This is a genomic window from Pseudomonas syringae (assembly GCF_000737245.1).
Lineage (GTDB): Bacteria > Pseudomonadota > Gammaproteobacteria > Pseudomonadales > Pseudomonadaceae > Aquipseudomonas > Aquipseudomonas syringae_J.
The window spans coordinates 53,966-77,324 of sequence record NZ_JPQU01000089.1; the positions used below are offsets into that span (position 1 = coordinate 53,966).

The window sequence follows — 23,359 nt, forward strand, 5'->3', positions numbered from 1 at the left end:
CGGTCTGTTCATCGGATCGCAGAATGTTGGTGCATGGCCATTATGCGGGCTTGATACATGTCAAACCTGGCGATGACACGCCAGACATCCTTGTCCGGCGCATCACGATGTTCATGGCTCAGTCCGTGACGATATCCACGGTCTTTTCCGGCTGCATCGCGTCTGCTTTCTTAGGCAGCGTCACTTTCAGAACCCCCGCTTTGAACGCAGCCTGAATATGCTCGGCGTCAACACTTTTAGGCAGTGCAAAGGCCCGCTCAAACGCACCATAGCGGCGCTCGGTCAGGTGATAGCTTTTGGATTTCTCTTCGTGATCCTGACGCTTTTCACCTTTCATCAGCAGCGTGCCGTTGACGACTTTCACCGACAGTTGTTTCTCGTCCATGCCAGGTACTTCAGCGCTGACTTCATAAGCCTTCTCGCTTTCCACAATATCGACCGCAGGGCTTTGGGTGCGGACGAAGTCAAGGTTCCAGAAAGGATCGGCGTCGAATCGTTGTTGCCTGGAAAACATCGATGGCATGTTCGTCAGGTCCTGGAACAGATGTTCAAACTGGCGACGCATTTGCTCGATGGGATGCCAGTGTCCAGAGTCAATGGCGACATCTCGATTGCGCACGTCGGTATCAGGGGTGATTTTTTTCAGCGAATGGGCCATGGCAGTGTCCTCGGATGGAAGTGTGGGTCTTTGAAGCAAGCCATCGCAGCGATAGCCAACTTTGAAGCTCCCTTTCAATTTCCTCCGCTGGCGCAGCCGCGACTTGATAAAGATCAGAAAAACTCACAGCTGCCATATGGCCCGTTTGCACGCCCCGCCAGGCACGGCCTGGGCACTCCAGGAAGCCGGTGCCTTGTTGACTTTTATCAAATGCAGGCCGGTCGAGCAGCGCTAAGGTTTGAACTCAGATACAGCGCCTATCCAACAAGCAACGAGGTCTACCGCATGAAACAGCTATCACTGCTCTTACTTCTGACAGTCGTATTGGGCACCACCGCAGGCTGCAGCAATCAGCACAGTAAAGAGATGAGCCAGCGAATGGAGGATGCGGAGAACAGCGCCGCTACCGCCAGGCTCAGGGCTGACGAAGCCTACAACAAGGCAGAGATGGCCATGAGCGCTGCCAATCAAGCGCAAAGAACCGCCGACGAGGCCAACGAACGCGCTTCGCGCATGGTGGAGAAAGCCAGTCGCAAATAATCGTAACGCTGCCGATTGGCCCGAACCTGTCATGGAGCGAGCATGCACTTCTTAGCCTTGGCGGTGGATTACGACGGGACCATTGCCGAAAATGGCAGTGTCCCGCCGCAAGTCTGTGCCTCGCTCACCACGCTGAAAAACAGTGGACGCAAATTGCTGTTAGTGACCGGTCGCGAGTTGCAGGCGCTCAAGCATCACTTTCCCCACCTGGATCTGTTTGATCTGGTGGTTGCGGAGAATGGAGCGCTTTTGTACGACCCGGTCACCGATACCGAGGAGCTTATCGCCGAGCCAGCTTCCATGGATCTGGTCAGCCGTCTGCGCGACAAGGGTGTCTCGCCCTTGTCCGTGGGCCGCTCGGTGATTGCGACCTGGCACCCGTGGGAAGAAGCGGTGATCAACAGCATCCGCGAGCTCGGCCTCGAACTGCAGATGACGTTCAACAAGGATGCAATCATGGTCTTGCCGCCGGGGGTGAACAAGGCGTCGGGGCTGGCTGCCGCCTTGCGAACGCTGGGCATTTGCGAGTTGAACGTAGTAGGCGTGGGTGATGCAGAAAATGACCATTCATTCCTGTCGATCTGCGGTTGCAGCGCCGCTGTCAGCAATGCAATCGACTCGATCAAGGCAAGCGCTGATGTCTGCCTGAGTCTTGATCACGGTCGAGGTGTTTGTGAGTTGGTGGACATGTTGCTGGAAAAAGACGCGACACTGGTGCCCATCGAGCGCATCGGACTTGAGCTGGGCCAGACCCTCAAGGCACGTAAAGTCTGGATGCCGGCGGAATCAGTGCTGCTGGTCATTGGCAATTCTGGCTCGGGCAAATCCAGCTACGTCACCTGGCTGACAGAACGCATGGTCCAGGCCCACCAGGGGTTTTGCATCATTGATCCCGAAGGGGATTACCTGACTCTGGAGGACGCAGTCACCGTGGGTGGCCTGACCGTGCCGCCGACGACCGAGGAGTCAGTGCATCACCTGCTGCAGGCGCAACTTAACGTGGTGGTGAGCGCCCTGGCCCTCGATCCGCCGGCACGGATTCAACTGTTCGGCGAAATGCTGCCCTTTATCCAGGATCTTCGTCGCGTTTCAGGTCGGCCCTATTGGTTGATCGTCGACGAAGCCCATTACATGCTCCCCCACTGCGCCGTCTGGCCGCCCGGTTTTCTCGGCAACATGGGGGCAATCATCGTTGCCGTGGACTTTGATCAAGTGTGCCCTGCCGTCCTGGACGGGGTAAATGTGCTGGTCACGCTGGGCAGCACGGCCAGGGAATTGGTCGAACAGTTCGCCAAACGCATTCAGCGGCGCTGCCCCGACTTCCCCGAGCGCTCTCCAGGCCCCGAATATGCTTGCCTCTGGGACCTTCATGACGGTGCAGAGGTCGTTCTGCTCAACCAGTTAAGCCCCGTACAAAAGCACCATCGCCACAGCGGCAAGTACGTGGCGGGAGATGTCGGCGCATGGCACGCCTTCCGTTTTTCCGCGCTGTGCCAGAGCGCCTCGAATCTGACTGAGTTCCTGTCGCTCTCAACCCGGCTTGAGGACACCGCTCTGCGCGGTTATATGAATGCAGGGGATTTTTCCAACTGGTTCCGGGAGGTGATCCGCGACGATGTGCTCGCCAACAAGACTCACCAGGTCGAAACAGACGCGACATTGGCACCCAAGGAAGCGCTAAAGCAGATCAGCCAATTGGTGCAGTCGCGCTACCACCTCTGACGCTGCACCTTTGAGATGGTGTTCTGGCTGAATGCAGCGTCTTCACAGTTCCAGATCGTGAACGATGCGATCAAAGCCATCCTTCAAATACATCGAAGTAAAGCCAAACCGCTTATACAGCCGATGAATCGGGTAATCGGTAGACAGATCCGTTGAACGCATTGTTTTGAAGCCCCTTTGCCGGGCGGCGTCGATCAGATGGCCTAGCAATAAACGCCCCAGTTGCTTGCGCTGCCAAGAGTCGGCTACGGCTACCGCGCACTCACAGCAGTCGTGGATGTCCACACTGGCCCTGTAGCGGGTGATGCCGATCACCTGCAGCTCGCCATAGCTATGAATCAGCGCGACGTAACCCACACCCGAGTCGCTCAGCAGCGAGTCGATGAGTCGATCGTCGATAGGTGTGACGGCACCCAGAAACCGGAAACGCAGGGACAGTGGCGATAGCTGATGGAAGAAGCGCAGCAATCGCGAATGATCGTCAGCTGAAATAGGACGAACAAGCACGTGGGTTCCATCGCGCAGTTCATCCAGCCAATGCTCCATGGGTCCTGATTTCTCCAACTCGTTGAGCAGAGCAGCGGTGTGTCGGTTGGCGTACATGGCGTGCCTCCACGCGGATTGGGTTGGATGAAACTGACGTCCTCGGGCAGATGTTTCACACTTGGCCGCCGCACCTGAAACACTGCGGGTTTGGCCGAGCGGGGTTATTGATTAAAGTCACAAAGCTGGCCTGCTACGGCCCGCCAGAATCAAGGGATCAGCACGGCGGCACCCTGAAAGGCGCCGCCGCGCAGGTCGGCCAATGCCTGGTTGGCATCTTGTAATGAATACCGGTGCGTGTGGACGACGATCTCCGTGTCGTTGGCGTGCGCAAAGAAATCCAGACCATCCTGTCGAGTCAGGTTGGCGACCGATAACAGCGACCGTTCTTCCCACAGCAACCGGTAGGCAAAACCGGGGATATCGCTCATATGGATCCCGGCGCAGACCACCTTCGCCCCTTTGCGCACTGCCTTTAACGCCAGTGGAACCAGAGCTCCCACCGGGGCAAAGATTATGGCGGCATCCAGCGGCTCTGGCGGTGCCTCGTCCGAACCGCCGGCCCATACTGCGCCGAGCTGTTTTGCGAAGGTGCAAGCTGCCTGGTCACCGGGGCGGGTAAAGGCGAAAACCTCCCTCCCCTGTCCAATCGCGATCTGGGCGATGATGTGTGCTGCCGCGCCAAAACCGTAAAGGCCCAGGCGCTTCCCGGCACCCGCCATGGACAACGCTCGCCAGCCAATCAAGCCGGCACACATCAAGGGGGCGAGGCTCTCATCGCTGCCTCTTTCACCTAGCGCAAAGACGTAACGGGCATCGGCAACAATCGCAGTAGCAAATCCACCGTCCAGGGTGTACCCGGTGAACTGCGGGTCATCACAGAGGTTTTCCCGCTGTGACGCACAGTAGCTGCAGGTGCCGCAGGTCCGCCCGAGCCAGGGAACGCCAACCCGTTCTCCCAGCCTGAAGCCACTCACACCGGGACCTAGCGCCGAAACGCGACCGACCACTTCATGGCCCGGAATGAGCGGCAGCCGAGGATGGGGTAGCTCACCGTCGACCACATGCAGATCGGTTCGACAGACGCCGCAAGCACTCACCTCAATCAGCACTTGCCCTTCTCCGGGGCTACGGTCAGGCAGTTGGCGATAGACCAGCGGCTCGCCGGGGCGGAGCAAAATCATCGCGTACATAGGCATGCTCCTGACGCTCGACGTGAGTGCAAAGCCAAGACCGCCCTCACTTTTCCCAGAAAATCAGCGGAAGCTCCAAAGGCACGAACAGTTCGGACCGGTCATTGACCATAACCCGCACTGTGTAAGCGCTTTCAGGGCAATCATTGGGCACCTGGCCCTCATACATCGCCAGGCCGTTACGAGGGGAGTCAGCCCGTTGGCTCAAACTCCAAATGCGCGAACAACGATGCTCGTTGCCGGCGCGGTAAAGCTGGACCCGCAGGCATTGGGGCGCGATACCTCCCAAAGCGATATCGAGCTGGATGTGATAAAGGGTCCCGGCACGACGCCAGGTCGAAGCCACAATGCGCAGGTCCGCCCAGCGGCGGGTGATGTCAGTGATCACGTCCACCAGTTCAATCGCCAATGCACTGTGGTGACGGGTGCGGCGCTCATAGCCACGGGCCAGTGGCAGGTAATAGCGCTCGACGTACTCGCGCACGGCCCTGTCCGCTGAATACTGCGCCACCAACTGCGACATGCTGCGGCGCATGCGATTTATCCAGCCCCTTGGCTCTCCCGACGAAGCGCGGTCATAAAAGGCTGGCACCACCTGTTCTTCGAGCAAGGAATAGAGCTGCCGGGCATCGACCTCGTCATGTTCGCTGCCGTACTCTTTACCATCGCCGACCGCCCATCCCACATCATCGGCGAAGGCCTCGGCCCACCAGCCATCGAGTTGCGACAGGTTCAAGCCGCCATTGGCCAGAATCTTCATGCCGCTGGTGCCGCAAGCCTCCCAAGGCCGTCGCGGGGTGTTGACCCAGACATCCACGCCCTGCACCAGATGACGGGCAATGCGCATGTCGTAGTCTTCGATAAAGGCCACTCGCCCTCGGGTTTCAGGGCGAGCGATGAACTCGTGCCACAGCTGGAGCATCTGCTGGCCGACCTCATCCAGGGGATGTGCCTTGCCTGCAATGAGCAACTGCACCGGACGGGTCGGATGATTGAGGATACGCAGCAGTCGTTCAGGATCCTGTAGCAGCAGATTGGGCCGTTTATAGCTCGAGAAACGCCGTGCGAAACCCAGTGTCAGCACGCCCGGATCAAGCCGTGCGCCTGCTGCTGCAACAACCGAAACCGATTCACCGCGAACCGCCTCACTGATTGCCAGTTGCTCACGCACGAACGCCAGCAGCGACGCTCTGGCCCGTTCGCGCATGCTCCAGAGCAGCGCATCGTCAACTTGAGCAAGCATTTGCGCCACGTTTTCGGTTTCCCCGCCGCGCCAGGGTGTCTGACCTCCGTGCAGCTCATGCCAATGTTCCTGGGCCTCCAATGACACCCAGGTCGGCAGATGGATGCCATTGACGACGTGCCCGATGGGCACTTCTTCCGGAGGAAAGCGCCTGAACAGCGGCTCGAAAATTCGTCGACTGGTATGACTATGAAGCTCGCTCACGGCATTGACCCCGCCGCTACCGCGCATGGCCAGATATGCCATGTTGAAAGTGGTTTCAGCGTTGTCACCGGAAGCTTTTCCCAGCGCCATGATCTGATCGAAGCTTTGCTCGAGCTCGTGTTCGATGTAATGCCCCAGATACTTACGGATCAGCTCGGGCTCGAAGCAATCGAACCCCGCACTCACCGGAGTATGGGTGGTGAACAGGTTACCCGCCCGGGTGGCGGTCAGCGCCACGCTGAACGACACATGCTGGGCGCGCATGTAGCTTCGTGCACGCTCCAGAACGGCAAACGCCGCATGGCCGTCGTTGAGGTGACAGACTCGCGGCTGATACCCCGCGGCCTCCAGCATCCGCCAACCGCCAATACCCAGCACAATCTCCTGGCGCAGGCGCATCTCCGTGTCGCCGCCATACAACTGCTCAGTGATCAGGCGCACCGGAACCGGGTTGGCGGGGTCATTGCTGTCAATCAACAACAAGCGATTACGGCCCACCGCGACTTGCCAGCCGCGTAACCAAACGGTCAGGCCCGGCAGTTCGATCGCCAGTCGCAGCAGGCTGCCATCGGGCTGCAACAGAGGCTCGACCGGCATCTGTCGCGTGTCGTTAACCGGAAACAGCGCGTGTTGCACGCCTTGGCTGTCGATCTCCTGGCGAAAATACCCGTGTTGCCACAGCACGCCCACTGCCACCACCGGCACGCCCAGATCGCTGGCCGCCTTCAGCTGGTCCCCGGCAACATTGCCCAGCCCTCCCGAGTAGATCGGCAGCGCTTCGCTGAGCATGTACTCCATGGAGAAATAGACAACCGGCCCGGCCAGTTCGGCTCCGTCCTGGGCACTGAACCAGCTCTGTGCGGCCAACTGCTGCTGATGCTCGTCGGTAATCTGCTGCACCCGAGCAAGAAACCGGACTTCAGCCAGATACTGATCGATCTTTTCCCGGGAGACCGCGTTGAGCACCAGGCAGGGATTGTGGGTCATCTCCCAGACTTCAGCATTCAACTCCCGCCAGATGTCCTCGTTCGCCTGGGACCAGCGGATGCCAAGATCGAACGCCAGACTGCGCAGCATCTCGAAGTGGTCATTGCAGTGTTCATGAGCAGGCACACTCGCCTCCACTGTCGCTGGGCGGATCGATCAAGGCTGCGTCCGGGGGTTGATAGTCAACAGGCTGCTAGACAGGTGATGGGCCACTTGCTCGGTGGTGCTGCCCATCAACTTATGCAGGGTGTTGCGATGCACCGTACCCATCACGACCACATCGATGCCGGTGTTGAGCATGAACGACTCTATGACGCGGGCCGGGTTGCCCGTGATCATGTGCCGACAATCCTTGGGCACACCGAAGCGGTCGGCCAACCGGGTGAAGGCTTCGCTCTCGGTTCGGTACAGCTCGTCCATCACCGTTGCCTCATAGCCGAAACCGCCGTCCAGCGAATAGATGTAAGACAAGTCATAGGCAAACAGCAGGTGCAACTGCGCGTCGCACTGGGTGGCGAGGATTTCAGCAGTTTTGATGATCTTGTCGTTGAACTGCTCAAACTGATCATCGGGATAGAACGGATCGACAGCCGCCAGGATCTTGCGCGGCAGACCATGCTGAATCTTCCCGACCAGATGCAGCGGCGCCGGGCAATCATGCAAGAGGCGCATATCCAGGGTGGTGAACAAGGCGCGCGTCAACCACGACTCATGCTGCAAATCCTTGATGACCATAGACGGCTTCATCTCACGGATGTGGGTCATGATCTCTTCGAAAGGCCGTTGCACCCAAATGACCTCCGTGGTCACCTCGACACCCATGTGCCTGATGCCCGCAGCCTGCTCTTCCAGCCAATCTCGATGAGACTGTAGATAGACCTCGCGCATCTCGTTGATTGCCGTCTCATTGACCAGCCCAGCCGCGGCAATACCGTCCACATAATCAAACGCCACGATATGCAGCGCGGCAGACTTGGCTTTGGCCAATGCTGCGGCGCGATCGAACGCGGGCGTGCGATTGAGTAACGGTGTGGCTATCAGGAGCAACCGCTCGGATTCGGCCATTTCACACCTCCATCAGGTTAAACGGTGCAGAGGGTCATCCCTGCTGCGATTGTGCTGATAAGTGTGGCGAACAGAGGCCTGGCAAACTTGATATAGATCAGGAAGCGGTGGGCAGACGGGATTCAGACGATGAGTTGATAAAGATCAAGGGACGTTTCCCTCAGTGCTGCAAACTGCATCTCCAGTCAGCCACGGGGATGTATACATGCCAGCACAGCGCCGCACACTGATCACCTGGGCGCTGGCGATCCTGATTCTGTCACTCGCGGGCGCCGCTTTCGGTTACTGGCACTGGCGGCAAACCCCGTTGCCAGCGGACTTTGACTGGACTAACGGGCGTCTGGAAGCAACCGAAGTGCAAATCGCCAGCAAGATGCCGGGGCGGCTGGCGCAAGTATTGGTTCAGGAAGGTGACAAGGTGCATGCTGGACAACTCTTGGCGCGCATGGACACGCGCACGCTGGAAGCGCAGTTGCATCAGGCCGAAGCCGGCGTGCTGGGCGCCCGGCAGAACGTGGCGGCGGCGCAGGCTACGGTTCAGCTGCGGCAGAGCGAACAGTTGCTGGCACAACAGGATCTGGTGCGCGTCCGGAAAATGTTCGAGCGCGGTTTCTACAGTGCCCAGGCCATGGACCAGCAACAATCCAGACTCGACACCAGCACCTCCGCAGTCAAGGCCGCCCGGGCTCAGGTCGAAGCGCTACAAGCCTCGATCGGCGCGGCCCTGGCCCAGGCTGCCAGCCTGCAAAGCGAGATCGACGACAACAGCCTGCTCGCGCCTATCGACGGCCTTGTCCAGTTGCGCATGGCCGAGCCCGGCGAAGTGTTGGCGGCTGGCGGACAGGTGTTTCTGCTGATCGACCTCAACGATCAGTACATGAATCTTTATTTCCCGGCGGCCACCGCTGGCAAAGTGACCATTGGCGATGAAGCCAGAATTGTCCTCGACGCCCTTCCCGGCCAAGGCTTACCGGCGCGAATAAGCTTCGTTGAAGACAAATCCCAGTTCACACCCAAGGAAGTCGAGACCCGGGACGAACGACAAAAACTGGTTTTCCGGGTCAAGGCGCGATTGATCAATCCACTGGATACACCCCAGGCCAAACCCGGTATGCCGGGTGTGGGCTATGTCAGAACGACGGCGGCTGATTGGCCGACAACCTTCAAATGAGTGCGCCTGCGCTCAGGATCGAAGGCCTGAATCACGGCTATGGAAAGCAACAGGCGCTGATCGATGTCAACCTTGAGCTGCCCGGCGGGATTCGCTGCGGCCTGATTGGACCGGACGGCGCAGGCAAGTCGACGCTGCTGGCACTGATTGCCGGGGTCAAAACCTTGCAGCGTGGTCAGTTGTCGGTGCTGGGGGATTCAATCGCCAATCCGGCCCACCGCGCCACCTTGTATTCACGGATCGCGTTCATGCCCCAGGGCTTGGGCAACAACCTGTATCCGGACTTGAGCATCAGTGAAAACATTCGCTACTTCGCCGCGTTATTCAGCCTGCCAGCCAAAAACACCGACCGACGGATGCACGAGCTGCTGGCGGCCACAGATCTGGAGCGTTTCAAGGACCGTCCTGCCGGCAAGCTTTCAGGCGGCATGAAGCAGAAACTGGGATTGTGTTGCGCGCTGATTCACGACCCGGACCTGCTGATCCTTGATGAGCCGACCACCGGCGTGGACCCACTTTCTCGCCGGCACTTCTGGGAACTGATTGATCAGGTCCGCCAGCAACGGCCGCAACTGAGCGTTCTGGTGGCGACCGCCTACATGGAAGAAGCCGAGCAATTCGAACATTGCCTGATGCTCGATCAGGGCAAGGTAATAGCGGCCGGCAGCAGCGCAGAACTGGCCGCCAGCACGCCCAGCGGTAAGCTCGACGAAGCCTTCACGCACTTTCAGGGCAGGGCCTCAAAGCCCTGGCAAGGGACGGCGGCGGTCGCCAAAGCAGCGGACAACCCTGCGAAGGTGGCGATAGAAGCCACCGGGCTGACGTTGCGTTTCGGCGATTTCACTGCGGTCGACAACGTCAGCTTTTCAATCGCTCAGGGCGAGATCTTCGGCTTTCTCGGCTCCAACGGCTGCGGCAAGACTTCAACGATGAAAGTCTTGACCGGCCTGATTCCCGCGACCCAAGGCACCGCCATGCTGTTGGGCAAAGCTGTGGATGCCAACGATCTGGAGACACGCAAGCGGGTGGGATTCATGTCCCAGAGCTTTTCGCTCTACGGCGAACTGACGGTGCTGCAGAACATGACCCTGCACGCCCGCCTTTACGACATGCCCAGGCAAGCCAGCGTGGCCCGGATCGACAGCCTGCTGACGCGTTTCGACCTTCATGGTGTGGCCGAACAGCCCTCCGGGGCATTGCCACTTGGCATCCGCCAGCGCCTGTCGCTGGCGGTGGCGGTGTTGCATCAGCCGGAAGTGCTGATTCTCGATGAGCCCACTTCGGGAGTCGATCCCGCCGCCCGGGATGATTTCTGGCGGCTGCTGACAGAGCTGGCAAGGGACCAGGGCGTGACGATCTTTCTGTCCACCCACTTCATGAACGAAGCCCAGCGATGCGACCGGATTTCCTTCATGCACGCAGGCAAGGTCCTCGCCTGCGGCACACCTGCACAGCTCCAGAGCCAGTACTCGGCCAGCACTCTTGAATTGACGTTTATTGCCTGCCTGGAACAGGCTCAGGGTGAGGACCACACCCTGGTTGTCAATGCTGCGGCCATGGGCACCGGGCAACCGGAACTGAACTCGCCTCGTGCGCCGCAGCGGTTTCGGGTGCGCCGCTTGCTGGCGGTGTCGAGCAAGGAGACCCGGGAGTTGCTGCGTGACCGAGTACGGATGGCCTTCGCGCTGATGGGCGCAGTGTTCATGATGATCATTTTTGGCTACGGCATTTCTCTGGACGTGGAAAATCTGGCCTTCGCCTCATTTGACCAAGACCAGTCCCCGCAAAGCCGCGCCTATCTTGAGGCGTTCAGAGGTTCGCGCTATTTCTCCGAGCATGCGCCGATTCATGATCCGGTTGAGTTGCAGCAGCGCCTGCAACGCTCGGAAATCAAGCTGGCACTGGAAATTCCCCCCGGATTTGGTCGCGACCTTTACGCCGGGCGCCAGCCGATCGTTGCCGCATGGCTGGAAGGCGGCATGCCGTTTCGTGCCGAAACCAGCCGCAACTATGTCGAGGCGGTGCACCTGTCGAATCTGCAACAACTGGTCGCGCTGAGTAGTCAGCCCCGGCAACCCGAGCCGATGGCCAACATGCAGATCCGTTTTCGCTACAACCAGGATGTGGTCAGCGTCAACGCCATCGGGCCAGGGGTGATGGCCCTGATTCTTGCGTTCATACCCGCCATGCTCACGGCCTTGGGCATCGTGCGCGAGAAGGAGCTGGGTTCTATCACCAATTTTTTCGCCACTCCCCTCACCCGCCTCGAGTTTCTGCTGGGCAAGCAAATGCCCTACGTCGTGGTCAGCCTGGTCAATCTGTGCCTGCTCACGGCGATGAATCGCTGGCTGTTCCACGTCCCCTTCAAGGGCAGCCTGCTGACTCTGGCGTTGGGCGGCGTGTTGTACTTGCTGGCGACGACAGCGCTGGGCTTGCTGATTTCTGCGTTCACCCGGACGCAGATCGCGGCCATTCTGGGGACGATGATCATCACCAGCCTGCCCACGATTCAGTTCTCGGGGCTGATCGTTCCGCGCTCGTCACTGGAAGGTGCAGCGGCGGTCATGGGCGACCTGTTTCCCGCAGGTTATTTCCTGGACATTGCAGTCGGGACTTTCACCAAGGCGCTGGGTCTTCGACAACTGTGGCCGCAATGCCTGGCGCTGGCAGGCTTTTTCCTGCTGTTCAGCAGCATCAGTCTATTGATGCTCAAAAAGCAGGAGCGCTGATGAACAAGCCTGCCCATGTGTTTTCCATGGCCCTCAAGGAACTCACCAGCCTGCGTCACGACCACGTATTGCTGTTGTTTCTGATGTACGCGTTCAGTGTGGCGATCTATATGCCTGCGGCGGGCTCGGTAATCGGCGTGCACCATGCCAGCGTCGCGGTGGTAGATGAGGACCGCAGTTACCTGTCCCGGCAGATGGTCAGCGCTCTGTTGCCACCGGAATTCAAGCCCGCCGTGGCGCTGCCCTACCATCAGCTCGACGAATCGATGGACAGCGGCCGTTTTACCTTTGTCATTGATATTCCGGCGCAATTTCAGACCGACCTGAACGCCGGTCGCCGCCCCACCATCCAGATCAACGTCGACGCCACCGCCATGAGTCAGGCGTTCATGGGCGCGGGGTATATTTCCCGGATCCTGAATCAGGAACTGTTGAACTATCGCCTGCGTGACCGGCAGGCTGATGGATCGCCGATCCGTTTGGTAACCCGCTCGCTTTTCAACCCGAATCTGGAAGGTGGTTGGTTTCTGGCAGTGATCCAGATCGTCAACAACATCACTATTCTGGCGATCATTCTGACCGGCACGGCGCTGCTGCGTGAACGTGAGCACGGCACCCTCGACCATTTACTGGTTTTGCCGCTGACGCCCTTCGAAATCATGCTGTCGAAAATCGTCGCCAACGCGCTGGTGGTGGTCGGCTGTACCTGGCTGTCACTTGAGGTCGTGGTGAAGTATGCGCTGGGGGTCCCGCTCACGGGATCGACGTTACTGTTTTTGTCGGTCACGGCGCTGTACTTGTTCGCCGCCAACTCATTGGGAATTTTCCTCGCCACCCTGGCACGCTCGACGCCGCAATTCGGGCTGCTGGCGATCCCCGTCATCATCCCCATGCTGTTGCTGTCCGGCGGCAGCACCCCGCTTGAAAGCATGCCGGTGTGGCTGCAATGGGTAATGCAGGTCTCGCCGTCGACTCAGTTCGTCAGCCTGAGCACCGCGATTCTGTTTCGTGATGCCGGTGTCAGCCTGGTCTGGCCGCAACTGCTGGCGCTCACTGTGATCGGCGTGGCATTTTTCAGCATGACGTTAGTGCGCTTTCGTTCAAGCCTGGCGTCATAGCGAATGTAAGCCCGATTATTCAGACGCTTCACCTGCCAAGCGCTTTCAAAAGTTCTTGGTCATAGCCATAGATATCCGGCTTGTAAGTCACCCGCCCATCCTCCCTCAGATCCACCGTCCAGTAGGCCAGCAGAATCGGGACCTTGACCGGCAGATTGATATGGGTTGTTTTGCCGGTGGCCAATTGCGCGGCGATGCCGGCGGTACCCCAGCGCTGTGGGTCGTTGAACAGCAACTCCACCAACTTGAGCGGATTCTCCACTCGAATACATCCAGAACTTGTCGCCCGGCGCTGACCATTGAAGAGTTCCCGGTGTGGCGTGTCGTGCAGGTACACCGAATACGGGTTGGCAAAACGGATGGCCACCTGGCCCAGCGCATTGTCTGGCCCGGCTTGTTGGCGAAGGGTCATTCCAGCGGGATGACGCCAATCGACAGTCATGGGGTCGACGCGCTGTCCAGCCTTGTCGATGACTTCAATACGATGCTCGGCCAGATACCGGGGATTGTTCAAAATTTTCGGTAATAAATCCTCGGTCAGAATTGTCGGTGGAACTGTCCAGGTGGGATTGAACGTCACGTAGTCAATATTGGATTGAAACACCGGCGTACGACGAAACGGCTTGCCCACTTGTACCCGAGATCGCCAGATGGCCCGTCCGTCGCGATACAGGGCGATTTTGTAGCCTGCGATGTCGACTATGACAAACGTGCCTTGCAGTTCCTTGAACAACCATCTGGCACGCTCCATGTTGACCCGCAACTGATCAATACGCGCCTGAATGGGCACGTTCAGCGCCGCCAGTGTCATATTGCCCACCACACCGTCCGGCTCCAGATATTGCTCGGCCTGATACTGCTTTACGGCAGTGAGTAATGCCTCGTCGTAAAACTCAGGGACATCAGTCGGTCGGTTCAGATAGCCGGCGGTATCAAGGCGTTGCCGGAGCTGGAGGACCGCCGCGTCAGCAACGCCCGGCCGCAGTGGCGCAGAGCTGGTGATCAACGGCCACCCGCCGCTGTCGCGGATTTCCAGAAGTCGGAGCATCGCCTGTCGTAACCGGCTATAGAACGGCACCTGCGGTGGCGCCTCGCGAAACCCCCGGGCTATGTCATGGGCTTGCAGCACTTCAAGAAAGCGACGCTCGTCTTCACCGGGTTCCTGGAGGGGTGGAGTGAAATTCCAGCGCAAGTCGAGAGAGGCAGGATCGACCTTGCCCTGGCGTAAATCCACCAGGGCGCTGACATAGGCCGTGGTGGCGGCCACGTCAAAGCGTGCGCGCTCCATCGGTGGCGTCGTTGCGTTCAGTTGCCGCCAGGCCGCAATCAGCTGCGAAAGGTGGTAATCGGCCGGGTTGAGGCCGTCCGCCTTAATACTGGCAACCCCCTGCGCCAGCGCTGCGATGTCGCGGTCAGTCGTCCATAAAGGCGCAAACCGGCGGGACAGATACAAATCCCGCACCCACTGTGCGCTGTTTATACGTCGGTACGCGTTATCAGGCGTCGGCTCCGAGGAAGCCACAGCTGTCCCGGACGCCAGCAGTATTCCCTGGATAGCTTGCGGAATCTGATCAACGTTCCAGGCTGCGGACGAGGTTTCTGCTAATGTATTGCCCGCTACAGGCGCAGTACCGGCGACCGCCGGTTGGCCTGGCACGACCAGAACCAGCAGGGCAAATGTGCCATTTCGCCACAGACACTTCAGTCTCATGAATATCCTCGATAGTTTTTTACCGCACCACACAGCGCTGGCCAGACAAGAGAGCGTTCCGTATGAGCTTTGATCGTATTGCCGTGCTGCTGGCGTTGCTGCTGGGAACTGCTGCGCCGCTGCAGATGGCCTGCGCCGACTCTCTGGCCTCAGCGCTGAGCCGCGCAGCACCAGACGCCGATCCCAAGGTCATCAAGCTTGCCGTGCAGGCGACCCAGTGCCGATCAGCGCAAGAAGGTGATAACGCCGCACGATTGGCAGTCATCGACTACTCGCTGCCCTCTACCAGCAAGCGCTTATGGATATTCGACCTGCGCCGACGTGCTCTGCTGTTTCATGAGTGGGTGGCCCACGGGCGCAACAGCGGCGAAAATCTTGCCCGGCACTTTTCCAATAAGCAGCAGAGCTTGGCCTCAAGCCTGGGGCTGTACGTAACACTGAACACCTACCAAGGACAAAACGGCTATTCCTTGCGAATGGAGGGCCTGGAGAACGGTTTCAATGATCAGGCTTATAACCGGGCGCTGGTCATTCATGGCGCTCCCTACGTCAGCCCCGATCTTGCCCGTGCCAACGGGCGCATCGGTAGAAGCCTGGGTTGCCCCGCCGTGCGCCCCGCTGTTGCCCATCAAGTTATTGACGCGATGAAGGACGGACAGTTGCTGTTCTCCTACTACCCCGATCCGCAATGGCTTGAGGCGTCTGCCTTCATCAACTGCTCCGCAGATCGCGTTGCCAGCGCGTCACCCAAGGGGCACTGATTCCACGCCACCCTGATGCTTAAACACTCCACAAAGCGGTTGAGAGCAAAAGTCGGCTCGGGTTGAGTTTGTGCAATTGCGAGCGGCCAGACCTGATTTAGATCAGAAGTCACGCCCGCAGATCGCTTTAGCATTAAGCATGGGTTCCCCCTAGAGGGTCCGCCAGCCTTATCTTCCAGTCCTGATTTCGCCGTTGCCTGGCGTTTGGCGGGCGATATCCCTTGGCGGATAGCAGTGAGAATGTCACTCGGCTGATGGATGCGAGGCGAAATCCGGTGGATACCATTGATAAAGCGAAACTGACAGCAAGGCTGAGGGCACCTAAAAGCAGTATCGGGATCCTCGCGGGCACCGCGTGTTTCATATTGCTGGTGTCGATCGCGGCATTGTTCGAGGACTTGTTCTCGCTGCTCAAAAGCACGCCTTTGGGGTTGCTGGGTTTCCTGGCGGTCAGCGTCTGCACGGGGATCCTTATTCAACACCGATTTACCCGCAAGATTGACCAGACAATCGTCAGTCCAACCTCGAGAAAATGGCTGCACACCGTCAGGCGACTGTTCCTGTTCGCGAGGGAGTCAAACATCCTGTTGGCAATCATGATCGTCATAGGCGTGGCTTACCCGATCACGATGTTCAGTGCCGCACGTTCCATCCAAACCATCGTTGGTGACTGCAAGCAGGATCTCGACTCCCAGATCCAGCTATATGACGATCAGCGCCCCCCTCTTTCCTTCTCGGGACCGCTCTGCAAGTGCCTGTCGGGTGTTTTCTTGAACAAGAATGGGATCGTGCGGCTTGCTCTGTTCAGGACCGAGCTACTGGATACAACTGCCTATCAGGGTGTAACCGAAGCCGATGAGCGGGCGTGCCTGAACCTGGTGCTCGGCGGCCGTGAGCAATTTCTTTCCACGACCCAAGGGATCAATATCCCGCGGCCTGGATCGCCTTGACGACCACTGCGCTGACCCTACTCAGGGGCCGGGCTGTCGGCGCTGAGCGGCCTTTGCCAGGCCCGTTGCAGCAAACTTATGACCTCTTCATCCGTCGTCTGGGAGAAATTCAGATACCAGTAGCCGATGGATATCATTCTTTCGACACTGATCAGACAGATCACCTCATTGACCACGCCGCGCAGGACTTCCGCCGTTTCCATTGCCGCTACTGGCACGGCCACGACGATTCTCGATGGAGCCTGGAGGCGGACCGACTCGATCGCGGCCATCATCGAGGCGCCGGTGACCAGACCATCATCAATGAGCACCACAATCTGATCCTTGAGCTTCACTGGCGCCCGGTTGCCCCGGTAAACGTGCTCGCGGCGTAAAAGCTCCCGTGTTTCCCGCGCGACGACCGCGTCAAAACTCTGTTTATCAATCGCCCCGCCTTGCAGTGCATCTTCATTGAGAATCTGGATACCGCCACTGGCGATAGCGCCCATGGCGAATTCCGGATGCGACGGCACGCCGAGCTTGCGCACCAATAGCAGGTCCAGACGCACCTCCAGGGCGACGGCGACTTCAAAAGCCACCGGAACACCGCCACGAGGCAAGGCGAGGATGATGACGTCGGGACGACGTGCGTATTTGAGCAATGGCTCCACCAGACTTCGGCCTGCGGCGGAGCGGTCCTGCAAGAGGGTTTGTAACGAGGGACTTTGAGTCATGGATCAGCTCCGCAGGCGATGACAGGAGATGTTCTGCTGTGCTACCCGGCAGCGTCTCCTATCGAGTCCGCGCTGACGTTGATCTTTATCAAGTGCACCCGCTAGAGGCGGATGCGGCCCTGCCAAGGGCCCTGTCAGCTGAAGGTGGACAGTCATCATGACTGCGCATTACCCGCGACAACTTAGCGGGTTGCGATGGAGGCTTGCGGGTCACCCGATCCAGCGGATCTGCGGCGCCTTGTGTACGACGGGCGCGGGTACGGACTTGGGATGACCGACGATGATCGGTGCCACGGGCATCCATTCTGCGGGCAGGCCCAACGCATGCTTGCCCTGAGGCGTATTAAGAAAGCCTTGAGCAAAACCGATCCAGCAAGACCCAAGCCCCTCGGCACAGGCGCAAAGCATCAGGTTCTCGGCAGCCAGGGCACAGTCTTCGACAATCCACTCGCCCAGAGCGTTACCTGAGATAAGCACCAATACCGGCGCGTGGTGGAAAATCTGAAAACTTGGATCGGTGAGCATTGAGTGAAAATAACTGGCGTGCTGCCCTGCGGGCATCCTGGCGAGCATATAGGCCTTCGCTTCGGTCGAGATCCGCTCCAGTAGCGCCTGATCGCGCACGACCGTAAACGTCCACGGTTGCTGGTTGACTGCGCTTGGCGCCTGAACTGCTGCATTGATCAAACGATGAATCACGCTTTCATCAACGGCTGCTGCCGTGTAATCACGTATCGAGCGTCGACCCGCAATTGCTAGATCCAGGTTCATCAGTGCACACCTCAAAAAACGTTCTTACAGCCTGTGTGGCGCATCGAATCTGACCCACCACTCCTTTTACTACACGCGCTCCCACCCCGCGCCGCAACCCTGATCACGGTGGTTATTCAGGGAACGGCGTCGCTTGCGCGGGCGATTCCTTTTCTGGAATGTCAGTAATCGTCGCTTCAGTAAGCAGCAGGATGCTGGCAACTGAAACGGCATTTTCGAGGGCGATGCGCACGACTTTGGTCGGATCAATGATGCCGGCCTCGTACATGTCGACATAACCATTTGTCGATGCGTCGAAGCCAACACTGCCCGGCTCCGCCAGCATGCGCGCGACGACGACGCCGGCATCCACCGCCGAGTTTTCCGCGATCAGCCTCGCTGGCGCTTCCAGCGCCCGGCGCAGGATCTGCAGGCCAGTCCTGAAGTCGCCCTCGTGCCTGGCCTCCTCGGCGGCGATTGTCGGTACCGCTTTGAGCAGCGCGAGACCACCTCCCGGCACGATACCTTCAGTGATCGCAGCCCGGGTTGCCGATATCGCATCATCCAGCGCGTCCTTGCGGGCCTTCATTTCGGCTTCGGACGGCGCACCGACCCGGATCACCGCGACACCGCCGGACAGCCGGGCCAATCGTTCCTGAAGTTTTTCCCGGTCGTAATCGCTAGTGGTAGCGTCCATTTGCCCACGAATCTGCTGCAGGCGCGCCTGGATGGCTTCGCGGCTACCCGCTCCGCCTATCAACGCCGTGCTGTCTTTTTGCACCACGACTCGATGAGCTCGACCCAGTTGGTTCAATTCCACTTGTTCGAGGGTGATGTCCAGTTCATTGGAGACCACCACGGCGCCGGTCAGCACAGCGATGTCCTGGAGCATTTCCTTGCGACGATCACCAAAACCCGGGGCCTTGATCGCAACAGCTCGCAGTACGCCGCGTAGCTGGTTGACGACCAACGTGGTCAGCGCCTCGCCTTCGATGTCATCGGCGATCAGCACCAGTGGCTGCCCGCTTTTGGCAACCAGCTCCAGCAACGGAAGCAAGTCTTTGAGGACAGCGATTTTATGGTCACAGAGCAGCAGATAGGCATCATTGAGTTCGACCTGCATCTTGTCGGTGTCGGTGACGAAATACGGCGAAACATAGCCCCGGTCGAACCGCATCCCTTCCATGACATCAACGACTGTTTCGGTGGTCTTGGACTCCTCGACGCTGACGACGCCTTCTACACCGACCTTCTCCAGCGCATCCGCTACCAGTTGACCGATGACGGCATCGTTATGCGCTGACAGCGTCGCGACCTGGGCTTTTTCTCTGGGCGTGCTGACGGGCCGAGACTGGGCCGCAAGTGACTCCACAACCAGGAGCAAGCCACGATCCAGGCCACGCTTGAGGTCGATGGCGCTCGCCCCGGCGACGACGTTGCGGATGCCATCCGCCAGGATTGCATGAGCCAACACCGTGGACGTACTGGTGCCATCGCCGACGGCATCGCCTGTGCGTTCCGCCGCCTGGCGCAGCATTTGCGCGCCCAGGTTCTCCTCGGGGTCGAGCAGGTCAATGCGTTTGGCGATGGTTACCCCATCGTTGCAAACCGTCGGGTTACCCCACTTGTTCTGAATCAGCACCGATTTGGATTTGGGCCCCAGCGTCACGCGCACCGCATCTGCGAGCTGTGAGGCTCCACTCAAAATTTTCTCGCGTGCAGTCGCGCGAAACACAATCTTACTGTGAGCCATCAGGTTTCACTCCTGCCAGATCTACCAAGGGACGTGCTTGCAGCTTCCGTGAAGTTGCCGAGGCGGCATTGACTTTTATCAGCAATGTCACACCGTCGCCGGCCCGTTTAAAACAGACGTGAGGCTGCGCTCTTTGACAATTCTCAATAAATCGCGGCACGGAGGGCGTAACTATTCATGAAGCGTCCCTTAGAGGGAAAGAATCCGAGGGATAGAACCCGAACACTAGCCTGAACGGAGCAATCGCCATGAGCGATCTAAGCCTGCGCAACAATATATTGGACGAGCTGGATTTCCGTCCCGATATCAACCCAGCCAACATCGGCGTCATGGTGAAGGATGGCGTGGTCACCCTGACCGGACACGTCAGCACCTACGCGGAAAAAATAGCCGCCGAGCGCGCTGTTACCTCAATCAAGGGCGTGCGCGCTATTGCACAGGAAATTGAAGTTCGCCCAGCCGGCCATCAGGGTGTGACCGACGACATGATTGCAGCGCGTGCGGCCAATATCATCAGCTGGACGGCCCACCTGCCTGACGGTGCCATAAAGATCAAAGTCCAGGCGGGTTGGGTCAACCTGGAGGGTCAGGTCGACTGGCAATACGAAAGGGATTCGATCCTGCGGGCCGTTCACAAACTGTCCGGCGTGGTAGGCGTAACCAACATGATCACCCTGCGACCACGACCCAATGCGATAGACATCAAGCAGCGGATTGAAGACGCCCTCAAACGTAGCGCCGAGGTCGATGCCAGACAAATCCGGGTCAAGGTCGAAGGCGATACCGTGAAGCTCGAAGGCAAGATCCATATGCTAGGCGAGCGCACCATCGTTGAGCGCGCCGCCTGGGCCACACCCGGTGTGCGCAGGGTCGAGGATCATTTGATGCTTGATCAGCCGCTCTGAAACTCTCTGGATCAGACTCAAGCAACGGAATGCTGAGGATGCCTGTGTGGCAAAAGGCACCGTTATAAGCCTCAGACAGGGCCTTTACGCACAGGGTCCGAACAGCAGGCACGTACCTCTTCCCTCGCGACTGACTTGTCACTGAACTGAATAGTCGCGGGGGATTTTTTAAACCAATCAAACATCGCTCGTGGCTCCCATCACGCGATCAAGCGACGATGCCTCGCTCGCCCCAGCGGAATGATTATGCACAGAGGCAAACTCGACCCCGCACTCCTGTTGATCTCCCTGGTCTTGCTGGCAGGGGGCATCCTCGCCAACACTTTCGATCACACTGAATTCGCGCACTGGCTGTGGATTTCATCGTCGCTCTTAATGGGCGCGGTGATCGGGATCGAGGTAATCGTCAGCTTGATAAAGCGCCAGATCGGGGTCGATCTGATCGCCCTTTTGTCCATCGCCGCTGCCCTGCAGTTTTCCCAGTTTCTGGTGGCTGCAGTGGTCGCCGTCATGCTCGCCTCGGGCCGCGCGCTGGAGTATTTCACCTCTCAGCGCGCTGAACGTGAACTGAAAAGGCTTATCCAGCGAGCGCCGACGTTCGCCTGGCAGATCGACGGCGACAGCCTGGTTCGTGTTGCTCTGGACGATATTGTTCCCGGCCAACAGATCCTTGTGCACTTGGGCGATGTCATTCCGCTGGACGGCAAACTGATTAAAACCGGGGCGACGATTGATGAATCGGCGCTGACTGGGGAATCGACTCCTGTCGAATATGCCAGCGGCGCGCCGATTAGAAGCGGTGCGGTAAATGTAGGGTCGCCCTTTGCGCTGCAGGTCACCCATAGCGCAAAGGAAAGTACCTACGCCGGCATCGTGAGAATGGCCGAGGCCGCCCGGCGCTCAAGAGCGCCCTTTGTCAGGGCTGCGGATCGCTTCGCACTGTTGCTCATACCGACCACCTTATTGATTGCCGGAGCGGGCTGGATGTGGTCGCAGGACCCCTTGCGAGCGCTGGCCGTGGTGGTAGTGTCCACGCCGTGCCCACTGATCCTCGCCGTACCGATCGCCATTCTTTCGGGCATTTCCCGTTGTGCTCGACGCGGCATCCTGGTCAAGGACGGCGCGACACTCGAAGCGCTGGCTAAAACACGCATCGTCATGCTGGATAAAACCGGCACGTTGACCACAGGCCACGCGTCCATCGACCGCGTGGAAACCACCGGCACCATCAGCCGCGACCAACTGCTTTTTTGGGCCGGGTCGCTGGCCCAAGGCTCGCCCCATCCAGTGTCGATGGCCATCGCTGCTGCCGCCCAACAGCGTTGCCCGGCAAAACTTGCCATCCCGACCGGGATAGTCGAACACGCAGGTGCCGGGCTTGATGGTCAAGTCGATGGACACTGGGTCAAATTGGGCAGCCTGGCATTTGTCAGTGCCGAGGTGGACGCGTGGTCGACAGCCTTGATGTCACGTATCGAATACCAGGGAGTAAGCGCAAGCTTCATTGCCGTCGACGGAAAGTTGTCTGGCGCCGTTTTATTTCGCGACCAGCTACGCAATGAGTCGGCTCAGGCGGTACGCAGTATCAAGCGCCTGGGTGTGGAAAAAGTCACGATGCTGACTGGCGACCGTCTGCAGACCGCGCAGTGGGTAGCGATGTCAGCAGGGATCGACGAGGTGCTCGCCAACCTGCAACCGCAAGACAAAGTCAGCGCTATCCAGGCCGCTTGCGCCCAGGCAACGACGATGATGGTGGGTGACGGAATCAATGACGCCCCGGCGCTGGCTGCGGCTGATATCGGGGTCGCCATGGGCGCGGCTGGGGCCAGTGCGGCCTCGGAAGCGGCCGGCGTGGTTCTACTGGTGGATCGCCTCGACCGCGTCGCCCAGGCCCTGGCCATCGCTCAGCGCTCCTGCAGCATCGCCCGGCAGAGCATGCTGATAGGGATGGGCCTGTCGGTGCTCGCCATGTTGGTGGCGGCTGCGGGCTATTTGCCGCCCTTGGCCGGAGCGGTGCTTCAAGAGGTGATCGATGTGGGCGTTATTTTCAATGCCTTGCGCGCCCTCACCCCCTCCGGTTGGCGAGCATCCCAAGCCCTGGACAATGACCAGCTCGAACTGCTCGGCGCGGATCACCTGAAATTGGTCAAGGTTCTGGAAACCCTCAATGCCCTGGCGTGCGATTTCAGCCGTCTTTCACCAAAACTGATCCCGACCGAACTGCGGTCGCTCATCGAGCTGCTTGAGCAAAAATTGCTGCCCCATGAGCGCGATGACGAAAAACGCTTGTATCCCCTTCTCCGGGCTTATTTGCGAGGGGACGATCCGCTGGCGGCGCTGAGCCATACCCATCGCGAGATATTCCGGCTGATCAGTGTTCTCAAACACCTGAGCAACAAGCTTTCCGTTGATCCGAAGACAGCGGAACTGGATGAAATCCACACCACGCTGATCCGCCTGGACACACTCGTGGCCCTGCACTTTTCCCAGGAAAGCGAGCTTTACAGTGGCCTGGACCAACGGTGACGAGGGGGCATTACGGCAAGTCGATCCAGACCACAGGTCGCAAATACCACTGCACCCCAGCCCGATCTGATCCAGATCAAGCCAATTCACGCCCTGACACCTCACGATCAAACGTAC

General features: G+C 59.0%; 18 protein-coding genes. 9 read left to right on the plus strand and 9 right to left on the minus strand.

What is annotated here, in order from left to right; all coding sequences use genetic code 11:
- Positions 1–118 precede the first annotated feature (118 nt).
- Positions 119–658, minus strand: coding sequence for an Hsp20/alpha crystallin family protein (locus tag IV01_RS02315; protein ID WP_032631403.1), 540 nt, complete (start codon positions 656–658; stop codon positions 119–121).
- A 285-nt stretch (positions 659–943) separates the two neighbouring features.
- Between IV01_RS02315 and IV01_RS02310 the strand changes: the two genes are divergently transcribed.
- A complete protein-coding gene (locus IV01_RS02310) occupies positions 944–1,198 on the plus strand; it encodes an Lpp/OprI family alanine-zipper lipoprotein (protein ID WP_050507983.1) in 255 nt (84 codons plus the stop codon).
- Positions 1,199–1,240: 42 nt separating this feature from the next.
- Positions 1,241–2,920, plus strand: a complete 1,680-nt coding sequence (locus IV01_RS02305; RefSeq protein WP_032631404.1) for an HAD-IIB family hydrolase — start codon at positions 1,241–1,243, stop codon at positions 2,918–2,920.
- 42 nt (positions 2,921–2,962) lie between these two features.
- Here IV01_RS02305 and IV01_RS02300 read toward each other — a convergent pair whose 3' ends face one another.
- The 4 genes from IV01_RS02300 to IV01_RS02285 all read right to left on the minus strand — a co-directional run bounded on the left by IV01_RS02300 (position 2,963) and on the right by IV01_RS02285 (position 8,155).
- Positions 2,963–3,523 carry a GNAT family N-acetyltransferase gene (locus IV01_RS02300; RefSeq protein WP_032631406.1) on the minus strand — a complete coding sequence of 187 codons (561 nt, stop codon included), beginning with the start codon at positions 3,521–3,523 and terminating at the stop codon, positions 2,963–2,965.
- A 149-nt stretch (positions 3,524–3,672) separates the two neighbouring features.
- Positions 3,673–4,656 (minus strand): zinc-dependent alcohol dehydrogenase family protein, encoded by a 984-nt coding sequence (locus IV01_RS02295; RefSeq protein ID WP_032631408.1) that lies wholly within the window; start codon positions 4,654–4,656, stop codon positions 3,673–3,675.
- Between the two features lie 46 nt (positions 4,657–4,702).
- A complete protein-coding gene (gene glgP / locus IV01_RS02290; RefSeq protein ID WP_050508015.1) occupies positions 4,703–7,180 on the minus strand; it encodes an alpha-glucan family phosphorylase in 2,478 nt (825 codons plus the stop codon).
- 66 nt (positions 7,181–7,246) lie between these two features.
- Positions 7,247–8,155: a universal stress protein gene (locus IV01_RS02285; RefSeq protein ID WP_032631412.1), complete on the minus strand. Its 909-nt coding sequence runs from the start codon at positions 8,153–8,155 to the stop codon at positions 7,247–7,249.
- A gap of 205 nt (positions 8,156–8,360) precedes the next feature.
- Between IV01_RS02285 and IV01_RS02280 the strand changes: the two genes are divergently transcribed.
- From IV01_RS02280 to IV01_RS02270, 3 genes are read left to right on the plus strand one after another with little or no spacing between them, the layout of a single operon-like run.
- Complete coding sequence (locus tag IV01_RS02280; RefSeq protein WP_032631413.1) at positions 8,361–9,326, plus strand: HlyD family secretion protein; 966 nt, start codon at positions 8,361–8,363, stop codon at positions 9,324–9,326.
- Positions 9,323–12,055 (plus strand): ribosome-associated ATPase/putative transporter RbbA, encoded by a 2,733-nt coding sequence (gene rbbA / locus IV01_RS02275; protein ID WP_032631414.1) that lies wholly within the window; start codon positions 9,323–9,325, stop codon positions 12,053–12,055. The genes IV01_RS02280 and rbbA overlap by 4 nt, the downstream gene beginning before the upstream one ends.
- Positions 12,055–13,173, plus strand: a complete 1,119-nt coding sequence (locus IV01_RS02270; RefSeq protein ID WP_032631415.1) for an ABC transporter permease — start codon at positions 12,055–12,057, stop codon at positions 13,171–13,173. Before rbbA ends, IV01_RS02270 begins: the two co-directional genes overlap by 1 nt.
- Positions 13,174–13,201: 28 nt before the next feature.
- Here the strand turns inward: IV01_RS02270 and IV01_RS0125565 are convergent, their stop codons facing one another.
- Entirely contained in the window at positions 13,202–14,884 is a 1,683-nt protein-coding gene (locus IV01_RS0125565; RefSeq protein WP_080290406.1) for a L,D-transpeptidase family protein, read from the minus strand.
- 62 nt (positions 14,885–14,946) lie between these two features.
- Between IV01_RS0125565 and IV01_RS02265 the strand changes: the two genes are divergently transcribed.
- Both IV01_RS02265 and IV01_RS02260 read left to right on the plus strand, forming a co-directional pair.
- Positions 14,947–15,645: a murein L,D-transpeptidase catalytic domain family protein gene (locus IV01_RS02265; RefSeq protein WP_032631416.1), complete on the plus strand. Its 699-nt coding sequence runs from the start codon at positions 14,947–14,949 to the stop codon at positions 15,643–15,645.
- A gap of 275 nt (positions 15,646–15,920) precedes the next feature.
- Positions 15,921–16,595, plus strand: coding sequence for a hypothetical protein (locus IV01_RS02260; protein WP_154232276.1), 675 nt, complete (start codon positions 15,921–15,923; stop codon positions 16,593–16,595).
- 17 nt (positions 16,596–16,612) lie between these two features.
- Here the strand turns inward: IV01_RS02260 and IV01_RS02255 are convergent, their stop codons facing one another.
- The 3 genes from IV01_RS02255 to groL all read right to left on the minus strand — a co-directional run bounded on the left by IV01_RS02255 (position 16,613) and on the right by groL (position 19,811).
- Positions 16,613–17,308 (minus strand): phosphoribosyltransferase, encoded by a 696-nt coding sequence (locus IV01_RS02255; protein WP_032631418.1) that lies wholly within the window; start codon positions 17,306–17,308, stop codon positions 16,613–16,615.
- 210 nt (positions 17,309–17,518) lie between these two features.
- Positions 17,519–18,079, minus strand: a complete 561-nt coding sequence (locus IV01_RS02250; protein ID WP_032631419.1) for a nitroreductase family protein — start codon at positions 18,077–18,079, stop codon at positions 17,519–17,521.
- 112 nt (positions 18,080–18,191) lie between these two features.
- A complete protein-coding gene (gene groL, locus IV01_RS02245; protein ID WP_032631421.1) occupies positions 18,192–19,811 on the minus strand; it encodes a chaperonin GroEL in 1,620 nt (539 codons plus the stop codon).
- A gap of 248 nt (positions 19,812–20,059) precedes the next feature.
- On the opposite strand from groL, the gene IV01_RS02240 reads away from it, so the two are divergent.
- A complete protein-coding gene (locus IV01_RS02240) occupies positions 20,060–20,716 on the plus strand; it encodes a BON domain-containing protein (RefSeq protein ID WP_032631422.1) in 657 nt (218 codons plus the stop codon).
- A gap of 246 nt (positions 20,717–20,962) precedes the next feature.
- Positions 20,963–23,242: a heavy metal translocating P-type ATPase gene (locus IV01_RS02235; RefSeq protein ID WP_032631424.1), complete on the plus strand. Its 2,280-nt coding sequence runs from the start codon at positions 20,963–20,965 to the stop codon at positions 23,240–23,242.
- Positions 23,243–23,359 lie beyond the last annotated feature (117 nt).

Coding starts and splice junctions, on each gene's coding strand:
- IV01_RS02300 (WP_032631406.1), bottom strand. CDS start 3,523: ATGTACGCCAACCGACACACCGCTGCTCTGCTCAACGAGTTGGAGAAA.
- IV01_RS02310 (WP_050507983.1), top strand. CDS start 944: ATGAAACAGCTATCACTGCTCTTACTTCTGACAGTCGTATTGGGCACC.
- IV01_RS02250 (WP_032631419.1), bottom strand. CDS start 18,079: ATGAACCTGGATCTAGCAATTGCGGGTCGACGCTCGATACGTGATTAC.
- IV01_RS02285 (WP_032631412.1), bottom strand. CDS start 8,155: ATGGCCGAATCCGAGCGGTTGCTCCTGATAGCCACACCGTTACTCAAT.
- IV01_RS02280 (WP_032631413.1), top strand. CDS start 8,361: ATGCCAGCACAGCGCCGCACACTGATCACCTGGGCGCTGGCGATCCTG.
- groL (WP_032631421.1), bottom strand. CDS start 19,811: ATGGCTCACAGTAAGATTGTGTTTCGCGCGACTGCACGCGAGAAAATT.
- IV01_RS02270 (WP_032631415.1), top strand. CDS start 12,055: ATGAACAAGCCTGCCCATGTGTTTTCCATGGCCCTCAAGGAACTCACC.
- glgP (WP_050508015.1), bottom strand. CDS start 7,180: ATGCTGCGCAGTCTGGCGTTCGATCTTGGCATCCGCTGGTCCCAGGCG.
- IV01_RS0125565 (WP_080290406.1), bottom strand. CDS start 14,884: ATGAGACTGAAGTGTCTGTGGCGAAATGGCACATTTGCCCTGCTGGTT.
- IV01_RS02240 (WP_032631422.1), top strand. CDS start 20,060: ATGAGCGATCTAAGCCTGCGCAACAATATATTGGACGAGCTGGATTTC.
- rbbA (WP_032631414.1), top strand. CDS start 9,323: ATGAGTGCGCCTGCGCTCAGGATCGAAGGCCTGAATCACGGCTATGGA.
- IV01_RS02265 (WP_032631416.1), top strand. CDS start 14,947: ATGAGCTTTGATCGTATTGCCGTGCTGCTGGCGTTGCTGCTGGGAACT.
- IV01_RS02305 (WP_032631404.1), top strand. CDS start 1,241: ATGCACTTCTTAGCCTTGGCGGTGGATTACGACGGGACCATTGCCGAA.
- IV01_RS02315 (WP_032631403.1), bottom strand. CDS start 658: ATGGCCCATTCGCTGAAAAAAATCACCCCTGATACCGACGTGCGCAAT.
- IV01_RS02255 (WP_032631418.1), bottom strand. CDS start 17,308: ATGACTCAAAGTCCCTCGTTACAAACCCTCTTGCAGGACCGCTCCGCC.
- IV01_RS02235 (WP_032631424.1), top strand. CDS start 20,963: ATGCACAGAGGCAAACTCGACCCCGCACTCCTGTTGATCTCCCTGGTC.
- IV01_RS02295 (WP_032631408.1), bottom strand. CDS start 4,656: ATGTACGCGATGATTTTGCTCCGCCCCGGCGAGCCGCTGGTCTATCGC.